The sequence below is a fragment of the Streptomonospora wellingtoniae genome (assembly GCF_031845375.1).
Lineage (GTDB): Bacteria > Actinomycetota > Actinomycetes > Streptosporangiales > Streptosporangiaceae > Streptomonospora > Streptomonospora wellingtoniae.
The window spans coordinates 205814-220412 of record NZ_JAVREK010000003.1 but is presented as its reverse complement, the minus strand read 5'-3'; the positions used below and the strand labels follow the sequence as shown (position 1 = coordinate 220412).

The following is a 14599-nucleotide window of genomic DNA, read 5'->3' as shown; positions in this document are numbered from 1 at the left end:
CGCTATGACCGAATCGACGGAATCGCTGAAGACCGAGTCCGAGACGCGAGCCGACGTCGTAGTGCTGCAGCGCTCCTGGTGGGAGCGCAACGGCCGCACCACCTCCGTGTGGGCCGCGCGCGTCGCGCTGATCGTCGGCCTGGTCGCGGCCTGGCAGCTGGCGGCCGGGCGGCTCTTCGACTCCAGCTTCACCAGCCGTCCCACCGACATCTGGGCCCGCCTGGTCGACTGGAACGCCGACGGCACGCTGTGGATGCACTCCTGGATCACCCTCCAGGAAGTGGTGTACGGCTACGCGCTCGGCTCCGCCGGCGGTGCGCTGCTCGGGTTCGTGCTGGCGTCCATCCCGACGTTCTACAAGGTGCTGGATCCCTTCATCATGGCGCTGTACGCCATCCCGAAGGTGGCGCTGGCCCCGCTGTTCATCGTCTGGTTCGGGATCGAGATGGACATGAAGATCCTGCTCGCGGCGGTGACCGTGTTCTTCCTCGTCTTCCTCAACACCGCCGCCGGCGTGCGCGAGGTCGACCGCGGCCTCATCGACGCGGTCCGGCTCATGGGCGGCGGGCGCCGCGACATCGCGCTCAAGGTGGTGCTTCCCGCGTCCATGACCGGGATGCTCACCGGACTCAAGGTGGCGATCCCCTATGCGCTGATCGGTGCCGTGATCGGCGAGCTGGTCGCGTCCAACCGCGGCCTGGGCTACCTCATCAGCAACTCCGCGGCCACGTTCGACACCGCGGGCGTGTTCGCGACTCTCGTGGTGCTCAGCGTGATCGCCGCGATCCTCAACTTCCTCGTCGGACTTCTCGATCACCGCGTGAGCCGGTGGAAACCAGCGGAGGCACGGACATGACAACCACGACCAGGCCGCGCCGAGGGCGCGCGGCCGCAGCGGCAGGGGTGCTGTCGGCCCTGGTGTTCGCCACGAGCGCGTGCGCCGGCGGTGCCTCGGACACCCCCGAAGGCGTGCTCAACGTCGGGCAGATCAGCGACTCCGTCGCGTTCTTCCCCCTCTACGTCGCCGAGGAGCGCGGCTACTTCGAGGACGAGGGGGTCGAGCTCGGCGAGCGGCCCCGACTGGGGACGGGGGCCAAGCTGGCCGCCGCCCTCCAGTCCGGCAGCATCGACCTGGGCGCCGGTGTGCTGACCGACGCGCTCAACCTCTACGGCCGGGACGACACAACCGAGCTGACGGCGAGCCTGGTCGACAAGTACTACGTCGACATCATCGTCGGCGAGGACTTCGAGGGGCCCGGCCAGGACGCGCCGCTAAAGGAGCGCATCGACGCCCTGAAGGGCAAGAACATCGGCATCACCGGCCCCGGCAGCGGGACCGAGGCGCTGGTGGCCTACCTCTTCCAGAAGAACGGCATGGAGGCGGCCACCGACGCCAAGCTCGTCAATCTGGGCGCCGATCCGCCCGCGGCCCTGGGCGCGCTGGAGTCCGGCCAGGTGGACGCGCTGTCGTTCTTCCAGCCGGTCGCCCAGCAGGCTGACGCGACGGGCGTGGGCAGCGCCTACATCTCGCCCTCGCGCGGCGACATCCCCGGGTTCGAGCACACCGCACACGGGGTCGTGTTCACGACCGCCGACGTCCGCGAGCAGAAGCCCGAAGAGGTCGCGGGCTTCCAGCGGGCGATCGAACGGGCGAACAAGGACATCCGTGAGGACCCGAAGGTCGAGAAGCTGCTGGCCGATTACATGGAGGGCATCGACGCCGACGCCCGCTCCGAGCTGCTGCCCATCATGCAGGAGGAGGTGCCCGACGGGATCGGATTCCCAGAGGAGTCGGTCGAGGCGGCTCTGGAGTTCCACAAGTCCACCGGACTGGTGGAGGACCCGCCCGGCTACACCGACATCGTCCCCGAGGACCTTCGCACCGAGTGAGGCGCCGCTGATCCGTTCCCGCCCCCACGGGCCCACCCGCGACGACCGCGCGCGGGTGGGCCGCGCTGTGTCCGGAGGATCCTCGGCCGATGCCGAAGTCGGAGGGGGCAGGGGTCAGGAGTCAGGACTCCGGGGGGTCCTCGGCGTCGGGGCGGGTCCGGATCTCGTGCAGGGTGACCTGGAGGTGGTGCTCCATAGCAGCGACGGCGTGGGCGGGGTCGCCGGTGAGGACCGCGTCGAGCACCACCTCGTGCTCGGTCGCGGAGGCCGCGGGGTCCTCGGCGGTGGCCAGGAAGCGGCGGTGGCTCCGCTCGCGGCTCTCGGCCAGCGACTGCTCCAGCGCGTCCAGGATCTGCGTCAGGCTCCGGTTGCCCGAAGCCGCCGCGAGCGCCTGATGGAAGGCGACGTCGGTGCGCAGCCGCGTGGGCACGTCGAGCGGGTCGGAGCGCATCTCGGCGATGGCCTCGCGCGCCCGGGCGATGTCCTCGCGGGTCTGCTCCTGCTCCGGGCCGGCGATGCGCTGCGCCGCCAGCCGGGCGCCGTGTACCTCCAGCGCCTTGCGGATCTCGGTGAACTCCATCAGAGCCCGGCGGTCGCGCAGCACCGAAAGCGCCACGAAGTTCTCCACGGGCAGGGCGTTGGGTGAGGCGATGACCGCCGGCTTGCCCTGGCGGCGGTGGACGAGCCCTTTGGCCTCCAGCGTCTTCATGGCCTCGCGGAGCACGACCCGGCTGACACCGAAGCGTTCGGCGAGTTCCTTCTCCGAGGGCAGCCGGCCTCCCGGCTTGGCGCCGGGGCCCACGCACAACTCCTCGACGAAGTCGACGACCTGTGCGGTCAGCGAGTGCGGCCGGGCGCGCTGGGGGCCGCTCCGCCCCGCGGGGTCCTGATCAGGCCGTCCCGCAGACACTGCCCCCATCGTGTTTCGCCCCGCCCTTCGCTGGATCGGTGTACCTGCGCCTTCAGCCTACAGAGCCGCCGGGTGCGGCGTCCTGGAGCGGCGCCGCCGCGCACGTTCCGCCCGGTGGGCCGCACCACGGAACGCGGTTGCGCGGATGCGCTCCGCACCGTTATGGCGAATTCGTTGACTGCTTATCAGCTTGTATTACAAGATGACCGATGGATTCCGCGCGATCGTTCCTGCTCACGGCCCGGACCGGCCGCAGAGGGCGCGGAACCGGTGCGGCGGTCGGCGCAACGCCGCCACAAGCGGGGGACCGCCGCCGCACATCCTCAGCAGCACATTCACGGGGAAGCACGGGGGAGGCACGGGTGAACAGCGTGGACAGCACGGACAGGGAAATCTGCATGGGCGAGTGGGACGGTCCCGGACGCCATGCGGGTGCCGTCGCCCCGCCCATCTTCCAGACCAGCCTGTTCACCAAGCCGTCCTTCGAAGAGTTCGCCCGGCAGCAGGCGGCCGAGCACGAGAACTTCGTCTACAGCCGGGGAACCAACCCCACTGTCGCGTTCCTGGAGGAGCGGCTGGCGCTCCTGGAGGGCGGCGAGGCCGCCAAGTGCTTCGGTTCCGGGATGGGCGCGATCAGCGCCGTCCTGGCGGGTCTGCTCAAGGGCGGCGACCACGTGCTGTTCGTCAACAACGTCTACGGCCCGACCCTGGAGCTGGCCGCGTACCTGCGCCGCTTCGGTATCGAGCACACCGTCCTCGCGGAGGCCACCGCCGACATCGAGGACCACATCCGCGACGACACGGCGCTCATCTACGTCGAGAGTCCCGGCACCCTGCGGATGAAGGTGCTGGACGTGCCTGCGCTGACCCGCGTCGCGCGGCGCCGCGGGATCCGCACGGTCATGGACAACACCTGGTCGACCCCGCTGTTCCAGAAACCGCTGGCGTCGGGCGTCGACATCGTCGTCCACTCCCTGACCAAGTACATCGGCGGGCACAGCGACGTCGTCGGTGGCGCGGCGATCGGCTCGCGCGAGGTGATCCGCGAGGTCTTCTACAACGGGCACCAGCTCTTCGGCTCGGTCATGTCGGCGCAGGAGGCGTCGCTGGTCCTGCGGGGCCTGCGCACGCTGCCGGTACGCATGGAGGAGCACCAGCGCAACGCCCGCCGGGTGGTCGACCATCTGGCGGCGCGCACCGAGGTCCAGGCCGTGCACCACCCCCACGCCGACCACCGCCCCGACGAGGAGATCGTCCGCAGCCAGTTCAGCGGGTACTCCGGGCTGCTCAGCTTCGAACTGCGCGACGCGACTTTCGCACGCGTCGCCGCGTTCATCGACGGCCTGTCGCTGTTCCGCATCGGCACGAGCTGGGGCGGCTACGAGAGCCTCGTCACCGCACCGCTTCGGCCCGGCACGGAGGCGCAGCTGCGGTCCACCGGGATCGCGCCGGGCACCGTCCGCCTGTCCGTCGGCCTCGAAGGCGCCGAACGCCAGATCGAGGACATCGAAGGGGCATTCGCAAAGCTGTAGCCGCCCCCTCCCCCCGACCCATCAGTACCGAGAGGATGCTTATGACTTCCCCCCAGGAGGAGACCAGGACACCGCCCCGACCGGGAGTGGCCATGGCCCTGGTCCCCGTGGCCGCGACCGTGGCGATCCTCGTCGGCGGGATCGGAATCCTCAAGTACCCGGCCGAGCTGATGCTCATCTTCGCGGGCGTGGTGCTCTCCCTGTTCGCCGCCCGGTACGGCACGAGCCTGGCGCAGATCCTCACCGACATGGGCGAGAAGATCAAACGGGCGCTGCCCGCGATCCTCATCCTGCTCAGCATCGGCATGCTGATCGGGACCTGGATGATCTCCGGCACGATCCCGCTGATGGTCTACTACGGCCTGGAGCTGATCGACCCGGCCTACCTGTACGTGCTCGCCTTCATCGTCACCGGGATCGTCGCCACCTTCACGGGGACCTCCTGGGGCGCAGGCGGGACGATCGGCGTGGCCCTGATCGGCGTCGCGCAGACGATGGACGTCTCGGTGGCGATCACGGCGGGCGCCGTGGTGTCGGGAGCCTACTTCGGAGACAAGCTCTCGCCGCTGTCGGACACGACCAACATGAGCTCGCTCGCGGCCGGCGCGGACCTGTACGAGCACATCCGGCACATGCTCTACACCGCCCTGCCCTCGTCGCTGCTGGCCATCGTGGTGTTCCTGGTCGCCGGCAACTCCATCGGAGCCTCGTCGGTCGACCTCGGCGTCGTCGAAGGCACTCTCACCGAACTGGAAGGCCTGTTCACCCTCAACGCGCTGCTGCTGATCCCGCCGGCGCTGGTGCTGATCGGCTCGATCATGAGGAAGCCCCCGCTGGTGGTGCTCTTCGTGTCGTCGATGTCGGCCCTCGTCCTGGCCGTACTGGTGCAGGGTTTCAGCGTCGCCGACCTGTTCGCCGCGACCGTCTCCGGCTTCACGACCGACATGCTGCCCGACGGCGGCGCCGTGTCGGACACGCTCACCGAGCTGCTGCAGCGCGGCGGGCTGTACTCGATGTACCAGTCGGCGTTCTTCGTCTTCTGCGCGTTCTTCTTCGCCGCCGCGCTGGAGAACTCCAACGTGCTGCGCGTCCTGCTCGGCCGGATGATCGAGCGGCTGCGCTCGACGGGCGGACTGGTGGCCACCACCCTGCTGTCCGGGTTCGCCATCATCAACGGCACGTCCAACGCCCTCGTCACGTTCTTCCTCGTCAACGACCTCTACGGCGAGGCCTACAAGAAGCGGAACCTGCACCCGGTCAACCTGTCGCGCAGCATGGAGGACTCGGTGACCATCACCGAGGTGCTGATGCCGTGGACGGTCTCCGGCGTGTTCTTCGCGACCACGCTCGGGGTGGCCAACTTCGAGTTCCTGCCGTGGGCCGTCTTCAACTGGAGCGGCTTCGCCTTCTCGGCGCTCCTCGCCGTCCTGGCGCCGCTGACCGGCGGGTTCGGCATCCGCCGCCGACAGCCGGACCCGGAGCCGGAGCCGGAGTCGGAGGTCGCGGAGCGCTGACCTCGCGGACGACCGCGCCGCCATCGGGGCCCGACGGGGGCGGCGGCGCGGTCGTCCTCGTCGGCGCTGTGGACCCGGCGCGACGGACGCCCGCCCGCGGCCCGTCCGTCCGTCAGAGGTCGAACAGGCGGGCGGCGTTGCCGTAGAGGACCGCGCGCAGCCAGTCGTCGCCCCGATCCAGGTCCCGCAGGGCCCGGAGCTGCTCGCTGTAGGGGTAGGGGATGTTCGGGAAGTCGGTACCGAGCAGGATCTTCTCCCGCAGGTCCGCCAGGCGCGGCAGCTCGGCGGCGGGGAACGGGGCGGTGCGCTCGGTGAAGCGGGTGAACACCGTCGTCGTGTCCAAGTGCACGCGTTCGTAGCGCAGGGCCAGGTCCATGAACTCGGTGTACTCCGGGCTGCCGAAGTGCGCGACGACGGCCGTGAGGCGGGGGTGCTCGCGCAGGACCTCGGCGAACACGTCCGGGCCGGTGAAGCGCCCGCTCTGCGGGCCGGTGCCGCAGTGCACCACCACCGGCGTGCCGGAGTCGGCCAGCGCGCCCCAGACGCCGGAGAGCAGAGGGTCGCGGGGGTCGTAGCCGCCCACCTGCACGTGGGCCTTGAACACGCGGGCGCCCGCGCCGATCGCGTCGGAGACGTAGTCGGCGGCCCCCTCTTCGGGGTAGAACGTGGCGCTGCGCAGGCAGTCGGGGTGCTGCGCGGCGAAGTCGGCGCTCCAGGCGTTCAGCCATCGGGCCATGTGCGGCCGGTGCGGGTAGGCCAGTGCCGTGAAGCGCCGGACACCGAACGCACGCAGCAGCGCGACCCGCTCCTCGTCGCCGAGGCGGTAGGTGATCGGCCAGACGCCCTCGCCGAGGGCGTCGAAGAAGGCCCACACCTTGCGCAGTACGTTGTCGGGCATGAAGTGGGTGTGGACGTCGATCAGGCCCGGCAGCCCGAGCCCGCGCCACAGTTCGCGCGTGGCAGCGGCCTCGGCGTTTTGCCGGGAGTCGGTCGCATCGGCAGTCACGGCGGCCACTGTAGATCGGTGCGGGCGGCGCCGCAGACCGGTGGACCGACGCCGCCGCGATGACGGACCCGGAGCGCCTGCCCGGCAACTCCGAGACTCCGGGCGGCCACGCGGCTGCCGTCGGGAAAACGCCGTTGATCTTGTAGCTATCGTGAGTGGAAATCGTTTTACTTCACGATAGCTACAAGATCAACGGGGGTTGAGATGCGGATCGGAGCTTTCATGGCCAGCACCGGCGATGCCAGCGATACCGGCGACGCCGGAACGGCGCCCTGCGAGCCCGTCGTTCCCGGGAAGGGGGAGGAGCGGGGCGGCGGGCCTCGCCTGCCGGACTCCGCCGAGGGCTGGCGGGCCTACCTGGCCGACTACAGCGCCGAACTGCTGCGCCTGCTCGACGAGTTGGATCTCGCCGACGCGACCGAGGAGCAGCGCGCCTGCGGCTGGCTCGGGTACGGCGGTGCGGCCGAGGGAGCGCTCGCATCCCTGGAGGGGCGCCTGGGCGCCCGGCTGCCGCCGAGCTACCGGTCGTTCCTGGCCGCCTCCGACGGGTGGGGGGCCATCAGCCCGTTCATGTGGCGGATGCGCCCGGCCCGCTCCGTCGACTGGCTGGAAGGCCCCGAGGCGGGCGGCGTGCTGAAACCGCAGTTCGTCTACGAGGACGGCGTTCTCCAGGGGCGGGCCCTGCTCGTCTCCGGCGCGGGCGATGCCCAGTACTGGCTGCTGGACTCGGGCGACGTCGCCCCCGACGGCGAATGGGCCGCTTATATCTGGGCCTCCTGGTATCCGGGGCTGGGCGACCGGCACAGGTCCTTCGCCGAGCTCGTCGCGGCTGAGCGCGCCGGGCTCCACCGGTTGGGGCGCGGCGAGTGAGCGGCGGCCGCCGCCGGACGTAGATACCGACTGGGTGGTATGCGACGATGGCGGCGCGTGCCGCAACGGGCCCCCGCTCCGGGGGCGGCCGCGCCCGCGGTGTGTCCGGCCATGACGAGGAGGCCATGATGGCAGTCGATCCCGCCGGGTCCGACCTCGCGCGCTTCGTGCGGGAGGACCCCGACGGACCGGTGGTGATGCTCAACCTGCTGCGGTTCGCCCCGGACGGCCGGGCCTCCTACGCGGAGTACACGCGAAAGGCGCGGCCCTTCCTGGAGCGCTACGGAGCCGAGCTGCTCTATGCCGGCGACGGCGCCGCACCCCTGGTGGCCGAGGAGGGCCAGGACTGGGATGCGGTTCTGCTGGTGCGCTACCCCAGCCGGGAGGCGTTCGGGCGCATGGTGGCCGACCCCGAGTACCAGGAGATCACCGGGCTGCGCTCCGGTGCGCTGGTTGAGGCCGTCCTGCAGCCGACCGTGCCGTGGGCCGCCCGGCGCGGTGCCTGACGGGGTTGCGGCACGACGCCGTCGGTTTCGGCGCCGGCGGCCGCCCTGCCGCCCCCGGCGGGTAGCCGCTCCCGGCACCCAGGATGCGCTCCCTCCGCGCCGCGGAGGGAGCGCACTGCTGTGTCGGCGTGGGGCGATCGCGGATCCGCTCGGTGCAAGGAGAGCGGTGAATATCCGGAACTGAATCGAAAGTTTCGGTATCATCAAGGCGTCTGGTTTGCCTGTCAACGCGGATGTCCAGGAAGAATCTGTGTGTCGCGCCGCGTCGATGAGTGCGCATGTCGACCGAAACCTCCGAAAATATTCCGGAAATTATTGACAGTCTGCGCGGTCGCGCGAACACTGGCCGTACTGGCAGACCCCCGGGCCGCGCGCCCGGCCCCTCCGCCAGACCGCACGAGGAGGAACCCGAACATGAACACATCCCCCACACGGCGGCGCAACCCTGGCCGCTTCCGCACAAGATCGCTCCTCGGCCGCGTTTCAGCGGCCGCGGTAGCGGTGGTCACGGCCACGATGATGGTGCCCAGTCCGGCAAGCGCGGCCGTCACGACCAACCAGACCGGTAACCATGACGGCTACTTCTACTCGTTCTGGACCGACAGCCAGGGCACGGTCTCCATGGAGCTGGGGTCCGGCGGCAACTACAGCACCCAGTGGAGCAACACCGGCAACTTCGTCGCCGGCAAGGGCTGGAGTACCGGCGGCCGCCGCACCGTGCAGTACTCCGGCAGCTTCAACCCGTCCGGCAACTCCTACCTGACGCTCTACGGCTGGACGAGGGATCCGCTCGTCGAGTACTACGTCGTGGAGAACTGGGGCAGCTACCGCCCGTCGGGCGAGTACCAGGGCACGGTCACCAGCGACGGCGGCACCTACGACATCTACCGCACGATGCGCTACGACAAGCCCTCCATCGAGGGCACCGCCACGTTCCCGCAGTACTGGAGCGTGCGCCAGCAGAAGCGGACCGGCGGCACCATCACCGCCGGCAACCACTTCGACGCGTGGGCCGGCCACGGCATGAACCTCGGCAACCACGACTACATGATCATGGCGACCGAGGGATACCAGAGCAGCGGCAACTCCAACATCACGCTCGGCTCCTCCGGCGGCGGTGGCGGCGATGACGGCGGTGGCGGCGATGACGGCGGTGGCGGCGATGACGGATGCACCGCCTCGATCTCCGCCGGCGAGCAGTGGGACGACCGCTACAACCTCAACGTCTCGGTCAGCGGAGCGAGCAGTTGGGACGTGACGGTCGACGTACCGTCCCCCGCGAAGGTCCTGGCGACGTGGAATGTGAACGCCACCTACCCCGACGCCCAGACGCTGGTCGCCTCGTCCAACGGCAACGGGAACAACTGGGGCATGACCATCGACCACAACGGCAACTGGAACTGGCCCTCGGTCTCCTGCAGCGCGAACTGACCTGAGGACAGGCAGCACACTGCGACCCGTGGCGCGGCGGCCCCCGCCCCCCCCGCCCACCCGTCGGCTCAGGGCACGAGCAGGGTCTTGCCGACGGTCGTCCGCGACGCGATCGCGGCATGAGCCTTTCCGGCCTCGTCCAGGCGGAACGTCTGCCCGATGGTCGGCCAGAACCGGCCGGCGGCGGCCTCCGCCAGCGCCTCCTCGGCCCGCCGCCTCCTGCCGTCGGCGTCGGGGGCGGGCAGGTCGAACAGACCCGTGACGCGAACCCCGTTTCCCGCCGCATCCTGCGCGCCGGTGTCGGCGAAGTCGCCCCCGGAGGCGCCGTAGGCGATCAGGTGGCCGCCGCGCGCCGTGATGGCGAAGGCGTCCCGTCCCAGGCTGCCGCCGGCTCCGTCCAAGACGACATCAGGCCCCTTCCCCGACGTGGCCTCGCGGACTCTGCTCGTCCAGTCGGGCTCGGAGTAGTCGACCACGGCCTCCGCGCCCAGCTCGCGGGCCAGCGCGAGCTTGCGGGGGCCCCGGGCGGCGCCGACGACGCGCGCGCCCGCGCCGGCCGCCAGCTGCACCAGCAGGCTGCCGGCGCCCCCGGCGGCCGCGTTCACCAGCACCCGGTCACCTGCGCTGAAGCGCGCGGCTTCGGCGATCTGCAGCGCGGTGGGGCCGTCGTGCAGCAGCGATAGCGCGACGTGGCCGTCCAGCCCGCGGGGCAGGCGGACGAGATGGCGGGCCGGTGTGGCGACCAGCTCCGCGTAGCCGTCGGTCGGGGCGAGCGGCACCAGCGTCTCGGGATCGCGCCGTCCCGTCTCGGCGAGCACCTCGGCGCCCACGAGCCCGGGGTCCGCGCCCGCCCCGACGGAGACGACCCGGCCCACCACCCCGCTCCCGGGGACATAGGGCGGCCGCATCCGGAAGTACTCCTGCCCCCATCCGGAGCGGAGCTGGGCGTCGAGGAACATCACGTCCGACGCCGCAACCTCGACGAGCGCCTCGCCCGGCCCGGCCTGCGGATCCGGCCGGTGCGCCGGCCGCAGAACCTCGGGGCCGCCGAACCTCTCCGCTTCTACGACACGCATGATCCGATCGCCTTCCCGGTTGTGCTCCTGATACCGACGCACGCCAGTCTCTTTCCTCAACTAAAGTTGAGGTCAACCGAGCTCCTCCGCGAATCCGGCGTCTCCGTAGGGGGCGGCAGCCACGGACCGGCAGCGCTCGGGACGGCAGAGCACGTCGGCGCTGTCGGTGTACTGGTCGATGCTGCCGGTCGGCGGGAGGGCGCGCACGGTTCCGTCGGCGACCGTCTCCAGGAGCGCCTGCGCGAAGCGCTCGGCGTGCAGGACGCGGAACGGCCGGGCGTGGTAGGGGCGGGTCCGAGGGTCTACCTCGGGAGTGAGGCCGAGGAGGTTGTGCATCCCGGCGACGCGCTCATAGGCCGCAGCCAGCTGGGACTCGCGACCACCGTTGATCTTGTAGCTATCGTGAATTAGAACGATTTCCCCTCACGATAGCTACAAGATCAACGGTGCCAACGGTCTGTTGGGCGCACCCCGCATCGCAGTCCCGGTAGCCGTCCCGGCCGGTATCAGGCATCGCTCAGCGCACGCCCGATGACGCGGGCTCCGTCGGGGAAGCGGTCGGGGTCGGGAACGGAGTAGTTGAGGCGGATGTAGGGACCGGGCGGTTCGGCGGGGAACCACTCCGTGCCGGGCGCGATCGTCACGCCTTCGGCTTCGCAGTCGCGGACGAGCCGGTCGAGGGAGGTCGAGTCCGGCAGTCGCGCCCAGAGGTTCAATCCGCCCGGGGGTAGGTGGGCGAGGTGCGCCCCAGGGGCGTGCTCGGCCAGCGCGGCGGCGAGCATGTCGCGCCGAGACCGCAGCTGCCGGCGCAGGCTGCGCAGGTGGGTGCGCCACCCGGGCTGCGTGACGACGTCGACCGCCGCAGCCTGCAGGAGGCCGCTGACGTACATCGACACCGCCCCGTGGTCGGCGAGGATGCGGTCGCGGGCGGGCCCGCGCGCCACGACCGCGGCGACACGGATCGACGGGGACACGCTCTTGGTCAGGGAGCGCAGGTAGACGACGTGCCCCGCGTCGTCGTGCGCCGCGACGGGCTGCGCGGAGGTGTCGATCCCGAAGTCGTGGGCCCAGTCGTCCTCGACGAGGAAGGCCCCGTGCGCGCGGACGACCCCGAGGACCTCCTCCCTGAGTTCAGCGGACCACTGCGCCCCGGTGGGGTTGGCGTAGTTGGGCTGCGCGTAGAACGCGCGCGCCCCGGTCTCGTCGAAAGCACGCGCGAGTTCCTCCGCGTCCGGGCCGTCGGCTCCGCTGGGCACCGGGACGACGTGCACCCCGGTCTGCGCCGCGGCCACGATGGCACCCCAGTAGCTCGGAGACTCCATGAGCAGCGGCGATCCCGAGCCCACCAGGGCGCGGAAGACCGTGCTCAGCCCGCTCTGGCTGCCGGGCAGGACCACGACGTCGCGCGGAGAGGGCGGGGCGACACCGACTGGGGCGGCCTCGGCCAGTTCGCCGGCGAACCAAGCCTGCAGCTCGGGCGATCCGGCGGCGGGGGTCCGGGTCAGGGCCGCGTCGCTGCGGGCGGCGCGCGCGAGCGCGGCGCGCACCAGCCGCTCCGGCAGCAGTTCGCGGTCGGGGTAGCCGGCGTGCAGGCCGATGGTGTCCGGCCGGCCGCTGCGCATCGGCGTCGACAGCGCCGGGATCCTGGTCCTGGGTGAGCGCAGCGCGCCGGTCTGCCATCCGTAGTCGAGCGGTCGGGCGGTCCGCACCGTGCGGACGAATGTGCCGACGCCGGGACGGCTTTCCACGAGCCCGAGCGCGGCGAGCTTGCGCATCGCCTTCTGGACCGTGACCGGGCCCGCCCCGTACTCGGCCATCAGCGCCCGGTTGGAGGGCACCTTCGCTCCGGGGGGCGCCTGCGCGATCCACCGCTGCAGGGCGTCCACAATACGCGCGGTGCTATCATTGTTCATGTCACTTCAGAGTAGCGCTATCGAAGCGGGAAGGGAACCGCTACCGTCGGCGCGTGCGGGCCTGTGGTGGGGGCTGCTGGGGGTGGCGGCGTTCTCGTTCACCGTCCCCTTCACCCGCGTCGCCGTCGGCGGACTCTCTCCGCTGTTCATCGGCTCGGGCCGAGCCGTCGTCGCCGCCCTGCTGGCCGCCGCCGCGCTCGCCGCGGCCCGGGATCACCTGCCCACGGCCCGCCAGTGGGCGCGGCTGTCCGTCGTCGCCGGCGGCATCGTCGTCGGATTCCCGCTGCTGACCTCCTACGCGCTCACGGCGTCTCCGGCGAGCCACGGCGCCGTGGTGATCGCGCTCCTTCCGGCGGCCACCGCCACGGTCGCCGCCGTCCGCGGAAGGGAGCGCCACCCGCTGTCGTTCTGGGTGACGGCCGCGGCCGGTGCCATCGCCGCCGTCGCGTTCGCGTCGCTGCAGAGCGGGGCCGTCCGGCTTCACTGGTCGGACGTGCTGCTGTTCGGCGCGGTCGTGGCCGCCGCGTTCGGCTACGCCGAAGGCGGGCTGCTCTCCCGGGAGCTCGGTTCCTGGCAGACCGTGTCCTGGGCGCTCGTGCTGGCCGCCCCGCTGATGATCGCCCTGACCGCCGTCTCGGTCCTGCGCAGTCCGCCGGCGGCGGTGCCGGTCGAATGGGCGGCGTTCGGCTACCTCGCGGCGGTGAGCATGTTCCTCGGCTTCTTCGCCTGGTACCGGGGTCTTGCGATCGGACCGATAGCGCAGGTCAGCCAGGTGCAGTTGGTGCAGCCCGTGATGACCATCGGTTGGGCGGCTCTGCTGCTCGGAGAGGAGCTGACCTGGCCGACGGCCCTCGGCGGTGTCGCCGTCGTACTCTGCGCGGGGGGCGCCGTGCGCATCCGGCTCGGCAGCGGCGCGGCCAGGAGGAAGCCCACGAGAAGGAAGGGTCCCCGTGTTCACAGGACTTAGCGCATTCCCGATCACGCCGGTCACCGGCGACGGGATCGACGAAGCGGCCTTCGAGCGCATGGTCGGCCGGATCGCCGCCTCCGGCGCCGACTCGGTCGGCGCCCTCGGATCCACCGGCGGCTACGCCTACCTCAGCCGGCGGGAGCGTGCGCGCGCTGCCCGGCTGGCGGTGCGCAGCGCCGGCGACGTGCCGGTTACGGTCGGCGTGGGGGCCCTGCGCACACGCGACGTACTGGAGCACGTCGAGGACGCGCAAGAGGCCGGAGCCTCCGCCGTCCTGCTTGCGCCCCTGACCTACCAGCCCCTGAACGACGACGAGGTGTTCGGGCTCTACGAGGACGTCGCCGCGAACCTCTCGGTGCCCCTCGTCGTCTACGACAACCCGGCCACGACGCACGTCGCCTTCAGCGACGAACTGCACGGCCGGATCGCGCACCTCCCGGGCGTCGCCTCGGTCAAGATCCCGCCGGTGCCCGCCGACCCCGGTCAGGCGCGCGCCCGCGTCGCCGGGCTGCGGGCGGCCCTGCCCGCGGGTGTGACGATCGGCGTCAGCGGCGATGCGGCGGGCGCCGACGGCCTGCTGGCCGGATGCGAGGCCTGGTACAGCGCCCTCGCCGGCGTCCTGCCCGAGGTCTGCCTCGCCGTCGCGCGGGCGGCCGCCGCGGGCGAGGCCGAGCGGGCCCGCGCCCTCTCGGCGGAACTGGACCCGCTGTGGGAGCTGTTCGCCCGCTACGGCAGCTACCGGGTGGTCTCGGCGATCGCCGTGGAGTTGGGTCGGGCCTGCGAGCCGAACCTGCCCCGCCCGGTCCGCCCGCTCGACGGGACCGGCCGCCGCGCGGTCGCCGCGGCGCTCGACACGATAGTCCGGACCTCCCGGTCCCCCGCCGCGTCCTCGATCCGCAGCGCCTAGCGGCGCCCCGCCGGACCGCCGCCCCGCCCGGACCGCCGCCCCGCCCGGACCGCCTCGGCGGCGCGGCGGGGTCG

At 71.5% G+C, this 14599-nt stretch carries 14 protein-coding genes; 9 read left to right on the top strand and 5 right to left on the bottom strand.

What is annotated here, in order from left to right:
* Window positions 1–4: 4 nt before the first annotated feature.
* Both RM446_RS04555 and RM446_RS04550 read left to right on the top strand, forming a co-directional pair.
* Complete coding sequence (locus RM446_RS04555) at window positions 5–856, top strand: ABC transporter permease (RefSeq protein ID WP_311543819.1); 852 nt, start codon at window positions 5–7, stop codon at window positions 854–856.
* A complete protein-coding gene (locus tag RM446_RS04550) occupies window positions 853–1890 on the top strand; it encodes an ABC transporter substrate-binding protein (protein WP_311543818.1) in 1038 nt (345 codons plus the stop codon). Before RM446_RS04555 ends, RM446_RS04550 begins: the two co-directional genes overlap by 4 nt.
* 121 nt (window positions 1891–2011) lie before the next feature.
* Here the strand turns inward: RM446_RS04550 and RM446_RS04545 are convergent, their stop codons facing one another.
* A complete protein-coding gene (locus RM446_RS04545) occupies window positions 2012–2809 on the bottom strand; it encodes a FadR/GntR family transcriptional regulator (RefSeq protein WP_398694428.1) in 798 nt (265 codons plus the stop codon).
* Between the two features lie 389 nt (window positions 2810–3198).
* Between RM446_RS04545 and RM446_RS04540 the strand changes: the two genes are divergently transcribed.
* Both RM446_RS04540 and nhaC read left to right on the top strand, forming a co-directional pair.
* Window positions 3199–4332 (top strand): trans-sulfuration enzyme family protein, encoded by a 1134-nt coding sequence (locus RM446_RS04540; RefSeq protein WP_311543816.1) that lies wholly within the window; start codon window positions 3199–3201, stop codon window positions 4330–4332.
* 41 nt (window positions 4333–4373) lie between these two features.
* On the top strand, window positions 4374–5846 hold the full coding sequence (gene nhaC, locus RM446_RS04535; RefSeq protein WP_311543815.1) for a Na+/H+ antiporter NhaC: 1473 nt from the start codon (window positions 4374–4376) through the stop codon (window positions 5844–5846).
* A 112-nt stretch (window positions 5847–5958) separates the two neighbouring features.
* On the opposite strand, the gene RM446_RS04530 is transcribed toward nhaC, so the two are convergent.
* Window positions 5959–6852 carry an amidohydrolase family protein gene (locus RM446_RS04530; RefSeq protein ID WP_311543814.1) on the bottom strand — a complete coding sequence of 298 codons (894 nt, stop codon included), beginning with the start codon at window positions 6850–6852 and terminating at the stop codon, window positions 5959–5961.
* 222 nt (window positions 6853–7074) lie between these two features.
* Here RM446_RS04530 and RM446_RS04525 point away from each other — a divergent pair, with 222 nt between their 5' ends.
* The 3 genes from RM446_RS04525 (at window position 7075) to RM446_RS04515 (ending at window position 9659) form a co-directional block, all read left to right on the top strand.
* On the top strand, window positions 7075–7722 hold the full coding sequence (locus tag RM446_RS04525; protein ID WP_311543813.1) for an SMI1/KNR4 family protein: 648 nt from the start codon (window positions 7075–7077) through the stop codon (window positions 7720–7722).
* Between the two features lie 128 nt (window positions 7723–7850).
* Complete coding sequence (locus tag RM446_RS04520) at window positions 7851–8228, top strand: DUF1330 domain-containing protein (RefSeq protein WP_311543812.1); 378 nt, start codon at window positions 7851–7853, stop codon at window positions 8226–8228.
* 414 nt (window positions 8229–8642) lie between these two features.
* Window positions 8643–9659 (top strand): glycoside hydrolase family 11 protein, encoded by a 1017-nt coding sequence (locus RM446_RS04515; protein ID WP_311543811.1) that lies wholly within the window; start codon window positions 8643–8645, stop codon window positions 9657–9659.
* A 68-nt stretch (window positions 9660–9727) separates the two neighbouring features.
* Here the strand turns inward: RM446_RS04515 and RM446_RS04510 are convergent, their stop codons facing one another.
* From RM446_RS04510 to RM446_RS04500, 3 genes are all read right to left on the bottom strand, one after another.
* Window positions 9728–10735 carry a zinc-binding dehydrogenase gene (locus RM446_RS04510; RefSeq protein ID WP_311543810.1) on the bottom strand — a complete coding sequence of 336 codons (1008 nt, stop codon included), beginning with the start codon at window positions 10733–10735 and terminating at the stop codon, window positions 9728–9730.
* A gap of 72 nt (window positions 10736–10807) precedes the next feature.
* Complete coding sequence (locus RM446_RS04505) at window positions 10808–11071, bottom strand: hypothetical protein (protein ID WP_311543809.1); 264 nt, start codon at window positions 11069–11071, stop codon at window positions 10808–10810.
* Between the two features lie 170 nt (window positions 11072–11241).
* The gene (locus RM446_RS04500; RefSeq protein WP_311543808.1) at window positions 11242–12648 is read right to left on the bottom strand and encodes an aminotransferase-like domain-containing protein; all 1407 of its coding nucleotides are present in this window, start codon (window positions 12646–12648) and stop codon (window positions 11242–11244) included.
* On the opposite strand from RM446_RS04500, the gene RM446_RS04495 reads away from it, so the two are divergent.
* Both RM446_RS04495 and RM446_RS04490 read left to right on the top strand, forming a co-directional pair.
* Entirely contained in the window at window positions 12647–13615 is a 969-nt protein-coding gene (locus RM446_RS04495) for a DMT family transporter (RefSeq protein WP_311543807.1), read from the top strand. The genes RM446_RS04500 and RM446_RS04495 overlap by 2 nt on opposite strands.
* A complete protein-coding gene (locus tag RM446_RS04490; RefSeq protein WP_311543806.1) occupies window positions 13599–14525 on the top strand; it encodes a dihydrodipicolinate synthase family protein in 927 nt (308 codons plus the stop codon). Before RM446_RS04495 ends, RM446_RS04490 begins: the two co-directional genes overlap by 17 nt.
* Window positions 14526–14599 lie beyond the last annotated feature (74 nt).

Bases quoted from the DNA above. Each gene is read 5' to 3' on its own strand.
- RM446_RS04540 (WP_311543816.1), top strand. From the start codon at position 3,199: ATGGGCGAGTGGGACGGTCCCGGACGCCATGCGGGTGCCGTCGCCCCG.
- RM446_RS04505 (WP_311543809.1), bottom strand. From the start codon at position 11,071: ATGCACAACCTCCTCGGCCTCACTCCCGAGGTAGACCCTCGGACCCGC.
- RM446_RS04545 (WP_398694428.1), bottom strand. From the start codon at position 2,809: ATGGGGGCAGTGTCTGCGGGACGGCCTGATCAGGACCCCGCGGGGCGG.
- nhaC (WP_311543815.1), top strand. From the start codon at position 4,374: ATGACTTCCCCCCAGGAGGAGACCAGGACACCGCCCCGACCGGGAGTG.
- RM446_RS04550 (WP_311543818.1), top strand. From the start codon at position 853: ATGACAACCACGACCAGGCCGCGCCGAGGGCGCGCGGCCGCAGCGGCA.
- RM446_RS04515 (WP_311543811.1), top strand. From the start codon at position 8,643: ATGAACACATCCCCCACACGGCGGCGCAACCCTGGCCGCTTCCGCACA.
- RM446_RS04520 (WP_311543812.1), top strand. From the start codon at position 7,851: ATGGCAGTCGATCCCGCCGGGTCCGACCTCGCGCGCTTCGTGCGGGAG.
- RM446_RS04555 (WP_311543819.1), top strand. From the start codon at position 5: ATGACCGAATCGACGGAATCGCTGAAGACCGAGTCCGAGACGCGAGCC.
- RM446_RS04525 (WP_311543813.1), top strand. From the start codon at position 7,075: ATGGCCAGCACCGGCGATGCCAGCGATACCGGCGACGCCGGAACGGCG.
- RM446_RS04500 (WP_311543808.1), bottom strand. From the start codon at position 12,648: ATGAACAATGATAGCACCGCGCGTATTGTGGACGCCCTGCAGCGGTGG.
- RM446_RS04510 (WP_311543810.1), bottom strand. From the start codon at position 10,735: ATGCGTGTCGTAGAAGCGGAGAGGTTCGGCGGCCCCGAGGTTCTGCGG.
- RM446_RS04495 (WP_311543807.1), top strand. From the start codon at position 12,647: ATGTCACTTCAGAGTAGCGCTATCGAAGCGGGAAGGGAACCGCTACCG.